The sequence below is a fragment of the Pseudomonas sp. 6D_7.1_Bac1 genome, assembly GCF_025465945.1.
GTDB lineage: Bacteria > Pseudomonadota > Gammaproteobacteria > Pseudomonadales > Pseudomonadaceae > Aquipseudomonas.
Map to the genome: position 1 here is coordinate 66732 of NZ_JANLNW010000074.1, position 15872 is coordinate 82603.

Sequence of the window (15872 nt, forward strand, 5' to 3'; positions counted from 1 at the left end):
GCAGTCGCTCATCGGCTATAGGAGCTGTCATGTTTTCACGACATTGTGGCTTTCCCCTTTCGGCACTGGCCCTGCTGACGTTCTGTTGCAGTCAGGCTCAGGCAGGAGGAATTATTCTGTATGAGGTCGGCACCGATAACACTGGCCTGGCCAATGCCGGTGCGGCCGCCCGGGCTCAAGGGCCCTCGACCATTGCCAGCAACCCCGCGGGCTTGAGCTATTTGCAGGGCACCCAGATCACTGCCGGTGCGCAGATCCTCTACGGCAACCTGAAGTTCGATCGCGATTCCAATACCAACAGCGGTGGGCCCGGCAGCGGCAATGCCCTGGACCCAACCCCGGGCGGCAGTTTCTTTATCAGCCACATGCTGGATGACCACTGGAGTGTCGGCTTTGGCTCCTACGGCGATTTTGGTCTGGCAGCCGACTACCGAAATGGCTGGTCCGGACGCTATTTTTCCGAGCAATCGAGCCTCGCCGGCCTTTCCCTGGTGCCCAGCGTGGCTTATCGCTTCAATGATCAGTGGTCAGTCGGCCTTGGGGTCAAGGCCATGTACGGCATGTTGAAGTCCCAGACGGCCATCGACCGTTCCCCCCTGGGCTTGACCGATCGCGGCGACGGGCAACTCAAGTACCAGGACGACACCTGGGGCTACGGCGCTAATCTCGGCGTCATCTACGCCCCACAACCCGGTACGCGGATCGGCCTGGCCTACACCAGCAAAGTCAATCTGGACTTCAAGGACAAGCTGGACATCAAAGGCAATGGTCCGGCGCTGGACCGCTTGAACGGCCTCGACACCAAGCTCAGCATGAAAGTGCCACAAACCGCGACCCTCAGTTTGTTCCAACAACTCGACCCACAATGGGCTTTTTTGGCTACAGTCAATTGGCAGGACTGGTCGCAGTTCGGTGACGTCAATGTACAAGTGGACACCTCGGCCGCTGGCGCGCAATCGACCACGGTCAATGCCCACTACAAAAACACTTGGCAGCTGGCTCTGGGTACGCAATACCAGGCCACGCCTAAACTGTTATGGAATGCCGGCATCGCCTACGACTCCAGTGCCGTGTCGGACGCCAACCGAACCCTGAGCGCACCGATGGGTGAGTCCTGGCGACTGGCGACCGGGGCCACCTATGCACTGAACAAGGACACGGATGTAAACGTCAGTTGGGCCTTGGTCTGGCTGGGCGATCTACCGATTGACCAGAGCAAATCCGTATCCGGCGTTCGAACCTCAGGGCAGTTCGATAATGCCTGGATTCAAGCTGTAACCGGCAACATGACGTGGCGCTTCTGACGCCCTGCAACCGAATAAAATGACTTTACCCATGGAGTAAAAATATGAACCTGACCAGAAAATTGTTTGTCGGTGTTGCCTTGACCAGCCTGCTGCTCGGCGGTTGCACCTCAAAAATCACCGAGAAGGAACAGTACTCAGGGTTCCTTCCCAACTACAACAACCTGCAAGAAGTCACCACAGCCAGTGGCGAGAAAGCCATGCGCTGGGTGACCCCGTCCTGGAACCCGAACGCTTACGACACGGTAGCCTTCAAGCGGCTGGAACTGTATCCGGCACCTAAGCCCAATGAGCGGGTCAACCGTCAGACTCTGGATCAACTGCAAACCTACATGACCGACAACGCCAAGAGCGTACTGAGTCAGAAGTACCGCGTGGTACCGAACGTTCAGTCAGCCCCTGCCGGTTCGCGAGTATTGGTTATACGCGCCGCGATTACCGGGGTCACGGCCTCTAACGAAGGCATGAAATGGTATGAAGTGGTTCCGATCGCGGCCGCGGTAGGCGCGACTCAGGCGGCCACCGGTCACCGCGACCAGGACACCGAGTTGTACATCGAAGCCGAGATGATCGACGCGAGCAACGGCCAGGTCGTGGCCAAAGTGGTGCGCAAGGTCTTGGGTGAGCAGTTGAAAAATGCAAGCCAGCCGGTGACCGCTAACGATTTCAAACTGGCGCTCAAAAAGCTGGACAGCGACCTGCAGGCATTTCTCAGATAACAACGGGGTGTATCGCCGGCTCAGCCTGCATGGCTGAGCCGGTGGTCACTACAGATACCAACGGTATTCGCGCGCACTGATTTCCTGCATAAACGCCAAATGGTCCTGGCGCTTGTTCTCGCAGTACACATCAACAAACTCCGCTCCCAACCCCTCACGCAGCTGTGGCTGATGCTGCATGGCGCGCACGGCTTCGAGCATTTCCAGCGGGAAGTCGATCCCGCTGCTGCGATCTTCATTGAGTGGCACGATCGGCTCACGGCCGGCTTCCAGCCCCTGCTCCAACCCCACCAGAATCGCCGCCAGAACCAGATACGGATTGGCATCCGCGCCAGCGAGACGATGCTCGATCCGCAGATTTTTCGAATCCGAATCGGGAATCCGCACACAGGCATCGCGATCCTCGAAACCCCAGCTGGCACGTGTCGCCGCGTTCACCGTGCCGCCCAAACGACGCAGTGCGTTCTGGTTCGGCGAAAAGATCGGCATGCAATGCGGCAACAGCTCCAGGCAACCGGCCACCGCATGCCGCAGCGCCTGCTGCTGGTTGGCCGCCAGCAGGTTTTTACCCTCCGCGTCATAGAGGCTGACATGCACATGCATGCCGCTGCCCGGATGCTGCAAGTAAGGCTTTGCCATGAAGCTGGCGCGGTAACCGTGCTTGAGCGCAACGCCACGGGTGCAGCGGCAAAACAGCGCCGCCCAGTCAGCGGCACGCAGACCGTCATCGAGGTGACCGAAATTGATCTCGAACTGACCCGGCCCAAGCTCGGCAGTGATCACCGTGGTATCGATGCCTTGCGCCCGCGCCGCTTCGACCATTTCATCGAGTACCGGAGAAAAACGCGAGAGTCGTTCAATGTGCATGTTCGGCTGGTCATCGGCATCGTCCGACAGCACATCGCGGGGGTACTGTGGCTGCCCTTCACGCAGCTGTTTATCGAACAGATAGAACTCCAGTTCGAATGCCACCACCGGATGAATACCCTTACCGCGCAACCGCTCCAGCACGTGTGCGAGGACTTCACGCGGCTCGAAGACAATCGGCTTTTCAGTCCCGTCCGAGGTAATCAGCATCTGCCCCAGTGGCTTTGATTCCCAGCTCACCGGCTTGAGCGTGCCCGGCACCAGGCGGCGCAAAGCATCCGGGTCGCCGTCGTTAAAGCAGTAGTCGCCGATTTTAAACAACCCGCCCTGCACACCCAGTAGCACGCAGTTCTGCGGCAGTTTCAACGCACTGCCGGCAGCCACCTTTTCGAGCATCTCTATCGGATAGCGTTTGCCGTAGAAATGCCCTGGAATATCCAGGGCAATCAGGTCGACATAGCGCACCTCAGGGTAGCGTTGGCGAAAAGCACGAACCTCGGCCAGCAGATCAGAGCAGGCAGCATCCATCATCGTTGTTCCTTTTATTGTTTTCAGGTGTAAACCCAAAGCACTCGCGTGAGCTGCTCAGTGAGGTTGCCGTAACGACAGCGCGTGTGGCTGTCGAGCTGAAAGCTGTCGCCGGCCTGCAAGGTCACCGGCTCAGCGTCATCGCCCAACCACAGCGTCAACGCCCCTTCCAGGACGTAGCCGCCCTGCTCGGAGCTGTCGCTCAAGTGCCGCTCGCCACTGCTGGCCCCGGCCTCCAGTTGGCTTTCGAGCATCGAGAAGGATGCCCTCATCTTCGGCGAGACCAGAATGTCGGTAATCCCGTTGGCGTAATACAGCGTGCGGCGCTCATCCGGCCGGGTCACCCAAGGCAACACCTTGGGTTTTGGCAAGCTGTAGAAATAGGTGGTCGGCACCCCGAGGGCTTCGCTGATCGCGGTCAGGTCCGCCACTGTCGGCCGAGACAAGCCCCGCTCGACTTGCGAAAGAAAGCCCACAGAACGGTCGATTTTGTCGGCGAGTTCCTTGAGGGTGTATTTCTTGTGCTTGCGCAGATCGTGAATAAGGATCGCCAGCGCTGCGATTTCTTCTTGTTTGTTCATGGCAGGACTTCCGGAAGATGAGTCATCAAATGCTGTCGCGCAGTCGGTACCAGGCCTTGCCGATGGCTTCCAATGGCGCGGCCAGGTATTTACCGCCCGGAAAGCTGCCATTACTCAAACCCTGATACAAGGCCAGCTCATCCACCTGGCCGAGAATCGCATCGGACACGGCACGGGCGCCGGCCAAAGTCGGGAGCACACCGTGCCCGGAATAGCCCTGTAGCCAGTAAAGATCGCCACGCCGGCCAATGTCAGGCGTGCGTTTGAGGGTCAGGTCGATATGCCCGCCCCAGGCGAATTCCACCTCGACACCTTTGAGCTGCGGGAAGACTCGCTCCAGATACGACCGTGTCGCGGCGGCGATATCCTTGGGCATCCCGCCCAGGTAGGTGCAACCACCACCGAACAGCAGGCGGTTATCCGGTGTGCGACGGAAGTAGTCGAGGACGAACTGGTTGTCGGTGACGCAGACATTGCTCGGCAGCAGTGCCGTGGCCTGCTCTGCTGTCAGCGGCGCAGTGGCCACCTGATAAGTACCCACTGGCAACACGCAACGGGCCAGTTCAGGGTCCAGCTGATCGAGGTAGGCGTTACACGCCAACACCAGCACATTCGCCCGAATGCTGCCGCGCTCGGTGGTGACCACGTACTGATCACCTGCTTCGCGATAGCTCAGCGCTTTGCTCTGTTCGTAGATGCGGCCGCCCGCGCGCTCGATGGCCGCGGCCAGGCCGAGCGCCAGTTTCAGCGGATTCAGATGCGCGCCTTCGGGATCATAGAGCCCCGCCTGATAACGCTCACTGGCAACCCACTGCGGCAATTCTTCCCGCGTGATGAACTGCAAGCCATCGTGACCCCACTTATGGCTGGCCTCGCGCTGCCACTCAGTCAGGAGGCTGACCCGACGCGGCATGACCGACGTCCACAAATGTCCAGCTCGATAATCGCAGTCGAAACCATGGCGTCCAGGCAAATCACGCAACTCCTGCGCCGCCCAGCGCATGCCGTCCCACAAGCGCCGCGCGCGTTCATAACCCAAGGCAGCCTCTAACGGCGGCATGTCACACGACCAACCGAGAATCGCCTGCCCACCATTGCGCCCCGAGGCGGCCCAGGCAACGCGACTGGCTTCCAGCAACGTCACGCGCTTGCCGGCCAAGGCCAGGCGCAATGCGGTATGCAGACCGCTGAAACCGGCGCCGACGATCACAACTTCAGTGTCCTGTTCCCCCACCAGCGCGGGCCGAGAGCTCAGGAGATTGGCGCAACTGTGGGCGTAATAGCTGGCGACATGTCGCTTGGACTGCTGAAACATTCGGGCACCCATGAAATTATGTTTTTATAATTTCATGAAAAACTACAGCATAAATTTCACAGACGCAACACTCGACCGATCCCTGATAAACCGAATGCTCGCTTTCGCTGCTTTACTGTAGGGGTAGAGCCTGCCAATCGGGGCCTCAGCTTCACTGAGTCACCCCGCCACTGCCGACTCCAACGGAAAACACCGCCCCGGAGAGTTGTCATGTCCCTGCACACCGTCGCCCGTTTTGCCGACCTGCGTGAAGACCGTGGTACTCGCGTAGAAATCGGTTCGCTGCAGATTGTGCTGCTGCGGGCCGGCGAGCGGGTCTACGCCTATCAGGGCGAATGTCCGCATGCGCAGGCCCCGCTGGATGAAGGTGTGGTCTGCAATGGTCGGCTGATCTGCCCGTGGCACAAGGCGATGTTCACGGTCGAGGACGGCCAGGTGTGCGAACCGCCGGCCCTGAGTGGGCTGACCCGCTATCCGGTCAAGGTGATCGATGGCGATGTTCAGGTGGACGACCAACCGCTTGCGCCCAACGAGGTGGCTCAGGCCCCTGATTCACGCTGCTTCGTGATCGTCGGTGCAGGCGCTGCGGGAACAGCCGCCACTGCCGCCCTGCGGGAACAAGGCTTTGCCGGCCGCCTGGTGTTGATCGATCGTGAATCGGACCCAGGCTATGACCGGACGGTACTGAGCAAATATGTCCTCGCCGGGGAAATGTCCCCTCAGGAAACGCCGCCATTGCTGGATGAGTTCTTTTACAACAAGCAGAAAATCGAGCGTGTCAAAGGTGAGGTCATCCGTCTTGATGTGGCCGCCAAACGGGTTTCCCTGGCTGACGGGCGCACCTTCGACTACGACGCCGCGCTCCTGGCCAGTGGCGGTGAACCCAGACCGCTTTCGGTAAAGGGCACGCATCTGCACAACATCCTGATGTTGCGCTCGCGAGCGGACGCCGAGCGCATTCTCCAAACGGCAAAACCTGGCGCCCGCGCGGTCATCATCGGTGGCAGCTTCATCGGCCTGGAATCGGCATCGGCCTTGCGCCGCCATGGTCTGGAAGTCAGCGTGGTCACCCACCATGCAACACCGTTCAGCCAACTGTTCGGAGAGCGCATCGGCCTGGCGATTTTGTCCCTGCACGAAGACCACGGCGTGGTCTTTCACACCGCTACCCAGCCGAAAGCATTCGAGGGCCAGGACAACGTTGAGGCCGTTTTGCTCGAAGATGGTCAAAGACTTCCCGCCGACCTGGTGTTGGTCGGCATCGGCGTCAGCCCGGTCACCGAGCTGCTCGAAGGCATTGAGCTGAACGACGACGGTGGATTACCGGTCAACGAAGACATGCGCGCCGCGCCTGGCCTGTGGGCCGCCGGCGACATCGCATCCTTTGCCTTGCAAGGCGTTCCCACACGCATCGAGCACTGGCGCCTGGCCCAACAGCAGGCGCGGATCGCTGCGCAGAACATGTTGGGGGGTGAAACACGCTATGCGGACGTGCCGTTCTTTTGGACGTATCACTTCGACAAGACCTTCGAGATGCTCGGTCACGCCGATCAATGGGACCGGATCGTTTTCGAGGGCAACCCCGAGCAATACGCCTTCATCGCGTTGCTGTGCAAGGGGGAACAGGTCGAGGCCGTCGTCGCCTGCGAGTACTCGCGGCAAATGGCGTTACTGGCCGAGCGAATGAAACTGCCGTTGCTGCGCGAGGAGGCCCTGCAAATCATTCGGCAGATGGTCGCGCAAGAAGGCTGAATCCACACAAAAGGCAAGGTACTTGTAAGAAATTTCGCCACTAATCAACATTAAAAACAACAACATCGCACACTCAACATTAATAGCGATAAGAATCCATGGTTCTTATGAGGAAAGAATTGAACACACCCACCCTCATCGCCAATCTTAATATCAAACAGCAAACACCCTAACGCATCGTTATTAATAAAATAGTTTTAAACAATTAACAGGCATTACGCCGCCATCGCCCATTGCATATTTATCCGCGCCTGCTTAACTGCAAAAACTGCTGATGAGAGCAGTCTTCGCAACACCACGGAAGGAGTCGTTATGAGCAATTCAACTGGCCATAGCATGCCCCCCTATGGGGTGGCCATCCAAGGCGCGATCAAGGCAGGCAACCTGCCGCAAATGAAGACGCTGCTGAAACAACGCGATGCATCCAAGCCAGAACCCAAAGAGCTAAGTACTGCTTACGAGCAGTTGGCAAAGGAAGTCGCTCGCCTGGAAAAGCACTAACGCTTTTTCCACTCTATCTATTGCAATGGAGGCAATTATGTCTGGTTCTAATCAACAGCCTGTCGGTTTGTTCCCACTCTGCTATCGAATTGGCACTTCGGCACCCGGCGCACAAAACCTGGCACTCAATCTCCTGGTTTTTACACCTGAGCAAACGGTAAGCGGTACTGCCGCAATCACTCAGGCAACCAACCCACCGCTGGATGTGCATTCCGATGTCTGGGGTGAGTACACCTACATGACGGTGATGAAACCCGGCGTCAGCAAAATCCTGATCACCGTTCAAGGCAACAATGGCGGCCCGGGCTCGAACTCCATCGTGAATTTCAAGTTGCATCTGGTGGTCGGTAGCGACTGGAAAGAAGGCGTCGCCAACTACGAGTACTTCAATGGCCAGCGCTGGGTTCAGGTCAATGCGCCCGCTCATCTCGTCGAGTCGGTGCCCTCCTACGCCCATGTACTGCCGTTGGAACCCGGCCCGGTGATTCCGGCATATTCACCGGTCCTGCCGCTGTACGCCGCGCCGATTCAGAGTGCCATTGCCAGCGGTAACCTGGCCCATATGAAAAGTCTGGCGAGCCTTGCCAAACAACAACTGGACCAACAACCACAGCTGCAGAGTGCGCTTGAAGCGGCCAAGGGTGAAATCAGCCGGCTGGAACGCCGCTGACCGGCCACTGAACGTGCCTGGCTTGTCCTGAATACCACTAAGGGAGTTGCACCATGTCAATTGGACTTTTTCACACCCGCCTCAACGTTACCAGCTCGCTATTGGGCGCACCGGTTTTAACCCTCGATCTGCTGGTGGATACCGTCAACAAGAAAGTCAGCGGTGTGGCCAGCATTTTTCAAAGTACCTACCCACCCCTCAACTTCCGTGCGCGGGTATGGGGTAGTTACTCCGAGGCCAAACTGATCCCCGAGGCGGAAAGCCACATCATCCTCACTTTGGATGGCAGCCCAAGTGGCCCTAACAGCAATATCGCCCAGACCTTCGATCTGCGGGGGATTCTAGGTGCCGATTGGGCCAGCGGTTTTGCCGACTACAAGTACTACGATCAGGACCACTGGACTACAGTGAGACACGCAGCCGTCAGCCAGGCCCCGGCGGTGCGCCAGGAGCGCTCGGAGCAGGCGCACTATCCTCACGTGCCGCTCTACGCCGTCGCGGTACAACAAGCGCAAACCAGCGGTGATCTGGCGCAACTGAAGTCGGTAGTGAGCCAGGGCGAACAGCAACTGGCCCACAGCGGTGCCTTGCGCAGCGCACTGGAGCAGTTGCACGCAGAAATCGCCCGACTGGAAGCACGCTAACCGGCAATGCCCGGGCTTGGCCAAACTACCAGTGGCCGAGCCCGGGATCTTTCGCACCCAGAGGTAAATCCGCTCGCGCCGTTGACGCTAAGGAAGGCGCGAACACTTCGATGGATTCGTGCCGCGTACGTGTCTGTGCGCAAGGATTTCCCATGTCAGACAATCGCCCTGCCCGCTACCTCAGTGAAACCGACCTCAAACGCTACGTGCCGGTCCATGTGGTCTGGGAAATCACCCTGGCCTGCGATCTCAAATGCCTGCATTGCGGCTCACGCGCAGGCCATCGACGCCCCGATGAACTGAACACCCGGGAATGCCTGGACGTCATCGATTCCCTCGCAGCACTCGGCACCCGCGAGATCACCTTGATCGGCGGTGAAGCCTATTTGCGCAAGGACTGGACTCAGTTGATCCAGGCCATCCACAACCACGACATGTATTGCGCCATCCAAACCGGTGGACGCAACCTGACACCGGCGAAAATGCAGGCCGCGGTGGATGCCGGGCTCAATGGCGTCGGTGTTTCACTGGATGGACTGGCCCCGCTGCATGACGCCGTGCGCAATGTTCCAGGCTCTTTCGACAAGGCCGTGGACACCCTGCGACGCGCCAAACAATCAGGGCTTGCGGTCAGCGTCAACACCCAGATCGGCGCGGCTACCCTGCCCGATTTGCCCGAATTGATGGACCTGATCATCGAACTCGGTGCCACCCACTGGCAGATCCAGCTAACCGTCGCCATGGGCAATGCCGTCGATCATCCGGAGCTGCTATTGCAGCCCTACCAACTGCTTGAAGTGATGCCTTTGCTGGCGCGTCTCTACCGCGAAGGTGTCGATCGCGGCCTGCTGATGAACGTCGGCAACAATATTGGTTACTACGGCCCTTATGAGCACATGTGGCGTGGCTTCGGCGATGAGCGCGTGCACTGGACTGGCTGCGCGGCCGGGCAAACCGTGCTGGCACTCGAAGCCGATGGCACCGTCAAAGGCTGCCCGTCATTGGCAACGGTGGGCTTTTCGGGCGGTAACGTGCGCAACATGAGCCTGCACGATATCTGGCATTACAGCGAAGGCATGCACTTTGGCCGCCTGCGCGGCGTCGACGACCTGTGGGGCTACTGCCGCAGCTGCTACTACAACGATGTCTGCCGCGGCGGCTGCACCTGGACCTCGCACTCCTTGCTCGGCAAACCCGGCAATAACCCCTACTGTCATTACCGCACGCTGGACCTGCAAAAGCAGGGCCTGCGCGAGCGGATTGTCAAACTCGAGGACGCGGCACAGACGTCCTTCGCTGTCGGACGTTTTGACCTGATTACCGAACGCATCGATACCGGCGAAAAGGTCAACAGCGTCAGCGACAGCGGCCAGGTGATCAAACTGGCCTGGGCAAACCAGGGCCAGAAATCGCCTGATGAAGGCCGTATTCCGCCGCAACTGGCCCTGTGTCGCGGCTGCTTGCAGTACATCCATGAACATGAAGTCACCTGTCCACATTGCGCCGCCGATGTCGCCGCCGCAGAAGCCGAACACCAGGTAAACCGCGCCCGGCAACAAACCATCATCAATACACTCACCGGCCTGCTGGGGCTGCCGCAAAGCAACTTGATGTAGCGGCGGTCTCGACGGCTGGCGTGTACGGGAACACGCGCAAATAAAAACGCCACTCAATGAGTGGCGTTCTAGTGATGTACATATCAGGCATCGAGGTGTTTGCCCTGGAACCTCGCCCGGTAACGACCCGGACTTTCACCGGTCCACTTCTTGAACGCACGGTGGAACGCGCTGGGCTCCTGGAACCCGATCTGCTCGGCAATCGCTGTGATGCTCGATTGGGTCTGGCGCAGCTGTTCAAAGGCAACGCCGCGGCGCACCTCGTCCTTGATCTCTTGAAAGGAACAGCCTTCACGCTCCAGTTTTCGGCGAACGGTGCTAGGGCTCAGATGCTGTTCGATTGCAAAGGCCTCCAGGGTCGGCCATTGGCTGTAATGGCTGTTACGCAAACGCTGATGAACCTGCGACGCCAGGCCATGCTGGTTACGGAAACGAATCACCAGCCATTGCGGTGCACTGCGCAAAAATGCCTTGAGTGAAACAAGGTCTTGAACCACCGGCAATTGCAGATAACGACTGTCGAACTCGATCTCGGTGCGCTCGGCGCCAAAGGTCAGGTTGGCGCCCCAGAGCAATGAATCATCACTGAGCGATAAACGCTCATGACGAAAGTCTGCACGGTCGATGGGAATACGCCGCCCGCCCAGCCAGCACAGCAGACTGATCATCAACACCAGAAACGTCTCTTCACCGAAATGCGCGACGTCGCTGTTTTGCGCCCGAGTCTGCAAGCCGATGACCGCGCGCTTGCCACGCACTGTCAACGTGCCGCGAAAGTCACGCAGGAACAGCGCGAAATTGGCCAGGCACTGACGCATGGCTTTTTCCAAAGTCGGTTCCTGAATCAATGCCCGACAGATCAAGGCGAAACTGCCCGGTGGCATGCCATGGGAGTCCAGCTGGAAGAATTCGTCGTTCAACTCACGAATCTGCACCAGCCACAACGCAGCAAAAGCAGTGGCCGGTACCCGTGCACTAGGCTGATCCATCAGTTGCGGATCGATTCCCACCTGCTCAAGTACCGCCCGCAGACGCTGCGGATTTTCACGTAGCGCGTGGATCATTGGATACATGAAGTAGACAGCCACCGAATCCGTTTCCCGCATGTGATCGTCTCTCTCCCCATCATCTGAAAGTGGCAAAAAACGCCATCCGCCTTGAACAGTTCCGGCATAGGCCAGCGGCGCTGCTGATTCTAGACTCGTGCCCAACAAAAAAGACCTATTTCAGGGAAACAACATGAACCATTCCGATATTTTTGTTGTGAGCGCGGTCCGTTCTGCCATCGCAAGCTTTGGCGGATCACTCAAGGATGTGCCGCCTATCCAGCTGGCCACCGACGTTTGCCGCGCAGCCATTGAACGATCAGGCCTGGCGCCCGAACACATCGGTCACGCCGTGATGGGGCATGTGATCCCGACTGAAGCTCGCGACGCCTACATTTCCCGCGCTGTGGCGATCAATGCCGGCCTGACGAAAGAGACCCCCGCCTTCAACGTCAACCGCCTCTGCGGTTCGGGGTTGCAGGCGATTGTCAGTGCCGCGCAAAGCTTGATGCTGGGCGATGCCGGGGCCGCGCTGGCGGGTGGCGTCGAGTCCATGAGCCGTGGCGCCTACTTGTTGCCACAGGCACGCTGGGGCGCACGAATGGGCGACATGCAGGCCATCGACTACATGCTCGGCGTGCTGCAAGACCCGTTTGCCGGTTTCCACATGGGCATCACCGCAGAAAACATCGCCGAACACTACGGCATCAGCCGTCAGACCCAGGATGAATTGGCGCTGCTCAGCCAACAGCGTGCCGCCCGGGCGATTGCCGAAGGACGTTTTGCTGGGCAGATCGTGCCGATCGAAGTGGCAACCCGCAAAGGTACAGTTTCGTTTGCCACTGATGAGCATGTGCGAGCGGAGGTCAATGCCGAGCAATTGAGCCGTATGAAACCTGCGTTCAAAAAGGACGGCAGCGTCACCGCCGGCAACGCGTCGGGTCTGAATGACGGTGCCGGCGCACTGATCATGGCCACCGGGAAAATCGTTCAGGAACAAGGCCTCAAGCCCATGGCCCGACTGGTGGGTTATGCCCATGCAGGCGTCGAGCCTTCGATGATGGGACTGGGACCGATTCCCGCCACTCGCCTGGTACTCAAGCGCGCGGGCCTGACCGTTGCCGACCTCGATGTCATCGAGTCCAACGAAGCCTTCGCCGCCCAGGCCTGTGCGGTCGCGCAAGAACTGGGTTTCGATCCAGAGAAGGTCAACCCTAACGGTTCGGGCATCTCGCTGGGTCATCCGGTAGGCGCCACCGGTGCGATTATCGCCACCAAAGCCATTCACGAACTGCACCGCTGTCAGGGCCGTTATGCCCTGGCGACCATGTGCATTGGTGGCGGCCAAGGCATCGCCGTGTTGTTTGAACGGGTTTGACGGGAAGGACATGAAGATGAATCTGCAGAACATTGGCGTGATCGGCGCCGGCACCATGGGCAACGGCATTGCGCAAATCTGTGCACTGGCCGGCCTCAACGTGACCTTGCTGGACATTTCCGATGTCGCCTTGCAAAAGGCTCTGGCAACGGTGGGCAAGAACCTCGATCGACAGGTCGCCAAGGCGTTGCTGACCGAGGAGCAAAAGCACGCGGCCTTGGACAAGATCCGCACCAGCACCGACTACAGCACCCTGCACAACGTGCAGCTGGTGATCGAGGCCGCCACCGAAAACCTCGAACTGAAACGGCGGGTGTTGCAACAGATCGCTGCCCAGGTCAGCGCCGACTGCGTCATTGCGTCCAACACCTCATCGCTGTCGATCACCGAGCTTGCCGCCAGCGTCAGTTCGCCTGCGCGTTTCATCGGTCTGCACTTCTTCAACCCGGTGCCGGTGATGGGGCTGATCGAAGTGATTCGCGGCCTGCAAACCAGCGACGCGACCCATGCCCTGGCCCTGGAGTTGGCGCAACGTTTGGGCAAGACCGCGATCACCGCCGGCAATCGTCCAGGCTTTGTGGTGAACCGGATTCTGGTGCCGATGATCAATGAAGCGATCCTGGTGTTTCAGGAAGGCCTGGCCAGCGCCGAAGACATCGATGCCGGTATGCGTCTGGGCTGCAACCAGCCGATAGGCCCGCTGGCGCTGGCTGACCTGATTGGCCTGGATACGTTGCTGGCGATCATGGAAGCCTTTTACGACGGCTTCAACGACAGCAAATACCGCCCCGCTCCGTTGCTCAAGGAAATGGTCGCCGCCGGTTATCTGGGGCGCAAGACCGGACGTGGCTTCCATGCCTATGACTGAGCGTTGCTCACGCTTTGCCGAGAGCCGGGACAAAGCCCTGGAGCTGTTCGCCAGCAAGGGGTTTGGTCAGGTCGGTATGCGTGAGCTGGCAGCTTGCCTGGGGCTTGCCCCAGGCTCGCTGTATCACCATTACCCGAGCAAGCAACACTTGCTGCTCGACCTGATCGAGGAGTTTTACGAGGAATTGCTGGCAACCCTCGGACGTATCGAACGACAACCGCGAGACCTGCGCGACAGCCTGCAAAACATCATCCACGCGCACCTGAACCTGCATCGGGAAATGCCCTGGCATTTTCGTTTGGTGGAGCGCGACAGTGGCTGCCTGAACGAGGATCAGCAAGCGCGTGTGCGGCAATTGCAGGAGCGCTACGAACGGCAATTGTTGCTGATGCTCTGCCCCACGCCCCGACTCACTGAACAAGCGCTTCTGGCCGCTGGGCATGCCATTGCCAGTGTGCTCAACAGCGCGCCCAGCTGGTTGGCGCTACACCGGCTGGATGATCGGGAACGGGACGAATTGCTGGAGCACCTGCTGACCGGGGCCATTGAACGTTTGCTGGTTCATGCTTCCCGTGATCTGCCAGAGATTCAGACCAAGGTTGCCTGAAAAGCGCTCTGCGGCTCGCGGATGGCAGTCAACCCTCCGCGAGCCAGTACCATCAAGCCAGCAGCTTAAGCTCGTCTTTACCGTATTTGAGGGATTTTTCGTCCGGTATCATCAGGCCAGTGTGCTCGTTGCGCCCCTGCAGGATGAAGCGGGCGTCCGGCTTGCCCAACTGGGTAGCGGCCTGCTGGCTGTCGGCGCCGATCTCGCCTTTCTTCATGCGGTTGACGATCACCCCCACCGCCGTATCGTTGAAGTCGCGCAGCATCCAGGCATCGCCATCGCTGTCGCCCGCCACCAGCACCGGGCCATAGCCCTTCTGTTTCACCAGCACGTTCTTGATGCCGACGGTCTTGCCCGGCCCGTAGTTGAAGTGCCAGTCCGGCTGATAACGAGTGGTGTACTTGCCGTCTTCCATGGCCATGCGCAGGCCGATCACGTTCTCGGGCGGCACACCGTATCCGTAATGGGGATTGCCAGCGAACACGCGCACTACGTCGTCGATCGAGGCGGTGCTAACGTAGACGTCGATACCGCTGGCGCGCAGCGTGTGCATCAGGCCACGGATTTCCTCGTGGATGCGGATGCCATGGAAGTGCGTGTCCGCCACCACCCCTGCCTTACCCGGCAACGTGCGTGAACTCTCGTACTTGACCTTGCGCAGCGCGTCGCCGATGGCGTAGTTATTGGAGGCCTCGGCCATCGCCTGCAGTTCGGCAGTGGTCATGTTCTTGTAGAAGTACAGAATCCACTTGTAGCCGATCTCCACCGGGTAACTGTCGCAGATCGCGTCGTACATGAAGTAGAGCTTGGCGAGAAAGTCCTTGTACTGCTCGCTGGCCTGGATCTCTTCCAGGCTCTTGTCGCCGGCGAGTCCCTTGTAGTTGGCGTGCAACCAGCGGTAATCCGCTTCCACGTCGCTGGCGATGTCTTCCATCTTGACCGGCTTGCCGTCCACCGTGGCGTAGTCCTTCATGAACGCGCCGTTCGGCACGTCCTGGCGCAACACGGCGGCGAACTCATCGGGCGTCAGCTTGTACTGCAGATGATTGATCTGGTAGACCAGAAGCGCTTCTTCACAGTCGTTCATGATGCAGGTGTTGTCCCAGTCGAACACCGCGTACGGGCGCTGGTCAGGACGGTAGGACGCGCTTTTCACGCCGTGCTGGTCGATCACCGCCTGCAGGCGCTGGGTGTTGAGCGGCGACCAGCGTGCCGGATCCAGCGCGCTCGGTGTGGCCGAGGGCGTGGCGGCTTGCGTTATACGGGAGGTCAACAGCAGTGGGCTTACGACGGAAACAGTAGCGAGGGTGTTCAGAAACTGGCGACGCTGCATGGTATAGCTCCTACTTCTAGACGATAGGTTACAACCGAGGCGATGGCGAAAGCGTGTTTCGAAAATATGGACGAGAGGGAAAAACCGTCCGGCGACGAGGCTATCTTCAAATACACAAAAATACAATATTGCCACAACATTAC

General features: G+C 59.1%; 15 protein-coding genes. 10 read left to right on the forward strand and 5 right to left on the reverse strand.

Annotated features, from left to right (window positions below):
- The first annotated feature begins 29 nt into the window (after positions 1-29).
- Both NTD87_RS21385 and NTD87_RS21390 read left to right on the forward strand, forming a co-directional pair.
- A complete protein-coding gene (locus NTD87_RS21385; RefSeq protein ID WP_262116171.1) occupies positions 30-1304 on the forward strand; it encodes an OmpP1/FadL family transporter in 1275 nt (424 codons plus the stop codon).
- 44 nt (positions 1305-1348) lie between these two features.
- Positions 1349-2023 (forward strand): DUF3313 domain-containing protein, encoded by a 675-nt coding sequence (locus tag NTD87_RS21390; protein WP_262116172.1) that lies wholly within the window; start codon positions 1349-1351, stop codon positions 2021-2023.
- 48 nt (positions 2024-2071) lie between these two features.
- Here NTD87_RS21390 and NTD87_RS21395 read toward each other — a convergent pair whose 3' ends face one another.
- From NTD87_RS21395 to NTD87_RS21405, 3 genes are read right to left on the reverse strand one after another with little or no spacing between them, the layout of a single operon-like run.
- On the reverse strand, positions 2072-3418 hold the full coding sequence (locus tag NTD87_RS21395; protein WP_262116173.1) for a glutamine synthetase family protein: 1347 nt from the start codon (positions 3416-3418) through the stop codon (positions 2072-2074).
- A 23-nt stretch (positions 3419-3441) separates the two neighbouring features.
- Complete coding sequence (locus tag NTD87_RS21400; protein ID WP_262116174.1) at positions 3442-3999, reverse strand: helix-turn-helix domain-containing protein; 558 nt, start codon at positions 3997-3999, stop codon at positions 3442-3444.
- 25 nt (positions 4000-4024) lie between these two features.
- Complete coding sequence (locus NTD87_RS21405) at positions 4025-5314, reverse strand: NAD(P)/FAD-dependent oxidoreductase (RefSeq protein WP_262116175.1); 1290 nt, start codon at positions 5312-5314, stop codon at positions 4025-4027.
- A gap of 210 nt (positions 5315-5524) precedes the next feature.
- Here NTD87_RS21405 and NTD87_RS21410 point away from each other — a divergent pair, with 210 nt between their 5' ends.
- The 5 genes from NTD87_RS21410 (at position 5525) to NTD87_RS21430 (ending at position 10497) form a co-directional block, all read left to right on the forward strand.
- A complete protein-coding gene (locus tag NTD87_RS21410; RefSeq protein ID WP_262116176.1) occupies positions 5525-7066 on the forward strand; it encodes an FAD-dependent oxidoreductase in 1542 nt (513 codons plus the stop codon).
- A gap of 312 nt (positions 7067-7378) precedes the next feature.
- Positions 7379-7567: a DUF1843 domain-containing protein gene (locus tag NTD87_RS21415; protein WP_262116177.1), complete on the forward strand. Its 189-nt coding sequence runs from the start codon at positions 7379-7381 to the stop codon at positions 7565-7567.
- A gap of 37 nt (positions 7568-7604) precedes the next feature.
- Positions 7605-8237, forward strand: coding sequence for a DUF1842 domain-containing protein (locus NTD87_RS21420; RefSeq protein ID WP_262116178.1), 633 nt, complete (start codon positions 7605-7607; stop codon positions 8235-8237).
- 53 nt (positions 8238-8290) lie between these two features.
- A complete protein-coding gene (locus tag NTD87_RS21425) occupies positions 8291-8881 on the forward strand; it encodes a DUF1842 domain-containing protein (protein ID WP_262116179.1) in 591 nt (196 codons plus the stop codon).
- A 152-nt stretch (positions 8882-9033) separates the two neighbouring features.
- On the forward strand, positions 9034-10497 hold the full coding sequence (locus NTD87_RS21430) for a GDL motif peptide-associated radical SAM/SPASM maturase (RefSeq protein WP_262116180.1): 1464 nt from the start codon (positions 9034-9036) through the stop codon (positions 10495-10497).
- 83 nt (positions 10498-10580) lie between these two features.
- Here the strand turns inward: NTD87_RS21430 and NTD87_RS21435 are convergent, their stop codons facing one another.
- Positions 10581-11603, reverse strand: a complete 1023-nt coding sequence (locus NTD87_RS21435) for an AraC family transcriptional regulator (protein ID WP_262116181.1) — start codon at positions 11601-11603, stop codon at positions 10581-10583.
- A gap of 133 nt (positions 11604-11736) precedes the next feature.
- Between NTD87_RS21435 and NTD87_RS21440 the strand changes: the two genes are divergently transcribed.
- From NTD87_RS21440 to NTD87_RS21450, 3 genes are read left to right on the forward strand one after another with little or no spacing between them, the layout of a single operon-like run.
- The gene (locus NTD87_RS21440; RefSeq protein WP_262116182.1) at positions 11737-12921 is read left to right on the forward strand and encodes an acetyl-CoA C-acyltransferase family protein; all 1185 of its coding nucleotides are present in this window, start codon (positions 11737-11739) and stop codon (positions 12919-12921) included.
- A 16-nt stretch (positions 12922-12937) separates the two neighbouring features.
- Positions 12938-13789, forward strand: coding sequence for a 3-hydroxybutyryl-CoA dehydrogenase (locus tag NTD87_RS21445; RefSeq protein WP_262116183.1), 852 nt, complete (start codon positions 12938-12940; stop codon positions 13787-13789).
- A complete protein-coding gene (locus tag NTD87_RS21450; RefSeq protein ID WP_262116184.1) occupies positions 13776-14396 on the forward strand; it encodes a TetR/AcrR family transcriptional regulator in 621 nt (206 codons plus the stop codon). Before NTD87_RS21445 ends, NTD87_RS21450 begins: the two co-directional genes overlap by 14 nt.
- 52 nt (positions 14397-14448) lie before the next feature.
- On the opposite strand, the gene NTD87_RS21455 is transcribed toward NTD87_RS21450, so the two are convergent.
- Positions 14449-15729 carry a haloacid dehalogenase-like hydrolase gene (locus NTD87_RS21455; protein WP_262116185.1) on the reverse strand — a complete coding sequence of 427 codons (1281 nt, stop codon included), beginning with the start codon at positions 15727-15729 and terminating at the stop codon, positions 14449-14451.
- Between the last annotated feature and the right edge of the window lie 143 nt (positions 15730-15872).

What these genes read in the sequence shown, in the direction of transcription:
- NTD87_RS21400 (WP_262116174.1), bottom strand. Translation starts at nt 3,999, where the DNA reads ATGAACAAACAAGAAGAAATCGCAGCGCTGGCGATCCTTATTCACGAT.
- NTD87_RS21415 (WP_262116177.1), top strand. Translation starts at nt 7,379, where the DNA reads ATGAGCAATTCAACTGGCCATAGCATGCCCCCCTATGGGGTGGCCATC.
- NTD87_RS21440 (WP_262116182.1), top strand. Translation starts at nt 11,737, where the DNA reads ATGAACCATTCCGATATTTTTGTTGTGAGCGCGGTCCGTTCTGCCATC.
- NTD87_RS21455 (WP_262116185.1), bottom strand. Translation starts at nt 15,729, where the DNA reads ATGCAGCGTCGCCAGTTTCTGAACACCCTCGCTACTGTTTCCGTCGTA.
- NTD87_RS21385 (WP_262116171.1), top strand. Translation starts at nt 30, where the DNA reads ATGTTTTCACGACATTGTGGCTTTCCCCTTTCGGCACTGGCCCTGCTG.
- NTD87_RS21430 (WP_262116180.1), top strand. Translation starts at nt 9,034, where the DNA reads ATGTCAGACAATCGCCCTGCCCGCTACCTCAGTGAAACCGACCTCAAA.
- NTD87_RS21425 (WP_262116179.1), top strand. Translation starts at nt 8,291, where the DNA reads ATGTCAATTGGACTTTTTCACACCCGCCTCAACGTTACCAGCTCGCTA.
- NTD87_RS21410 (WP_262116176.1), top strand. Translation starts at nt 5,525, where the DNA reads ATGTCCCTGCACACCGTCGCCCGTTTTGCCGACCTGCGTGAAGACCGT.
- NTD87_RS21445 (WP_262116183.1), top strand. Translation starts at nt 12,938, where the DNA reads ATGAATCTGCAGAACATTGGCGTGATCGGCGCCGGCACCATGGGCAAC.
- NTD87_RS21395 (WP_262116173.1), bottom strand. Translation starts at nt 3,418, where the DNA reads ATGGATGCTGCCTGCTCTGATCTGCTGGCCGAGGTTCGTGCTTTTCGC.
- NTD87_RS21420 (WP_262116178.1), top strand. Translation starts at nt 7,605, where the DNA reads ATGTCTGGTTCTAATCAACAGCCTGTCGGTTTGTTCCCACTCTGCTAT.
- NTD87_RS21390 (WP_262116172.1), top strand. Translation starts at nt 1,349, where the DNA reads ATGAACCTGACCAGAAAATTGTTTGTCGGTGTTGCCTTGACCAGCCTG.
- NTD87_RS21435 (WP_262116181.1), bottom strand. Translation starts at nt 11,603, where the DNA reads ATGCGGGAAACGGATTCGGTGGCTGTCTACTTCATGTATCCAATGATC.
- NTD87_RS21405 (WP_262116175.1), bottom strand. Translation starts at nt 5,314, where the DNA reads ATGTTTCAGCAGTCCAAGCGACATGTCGCCAGCTATTACGCCCACAGT.
- NTD87_RS21450 (WP_262116184.1), top strand. Translation starts at nt 13,776, where the DNA reads ATGCCTATGACTGAGCGTTGCTCACGCTTTGCCGAGAGCCGGGACAAA.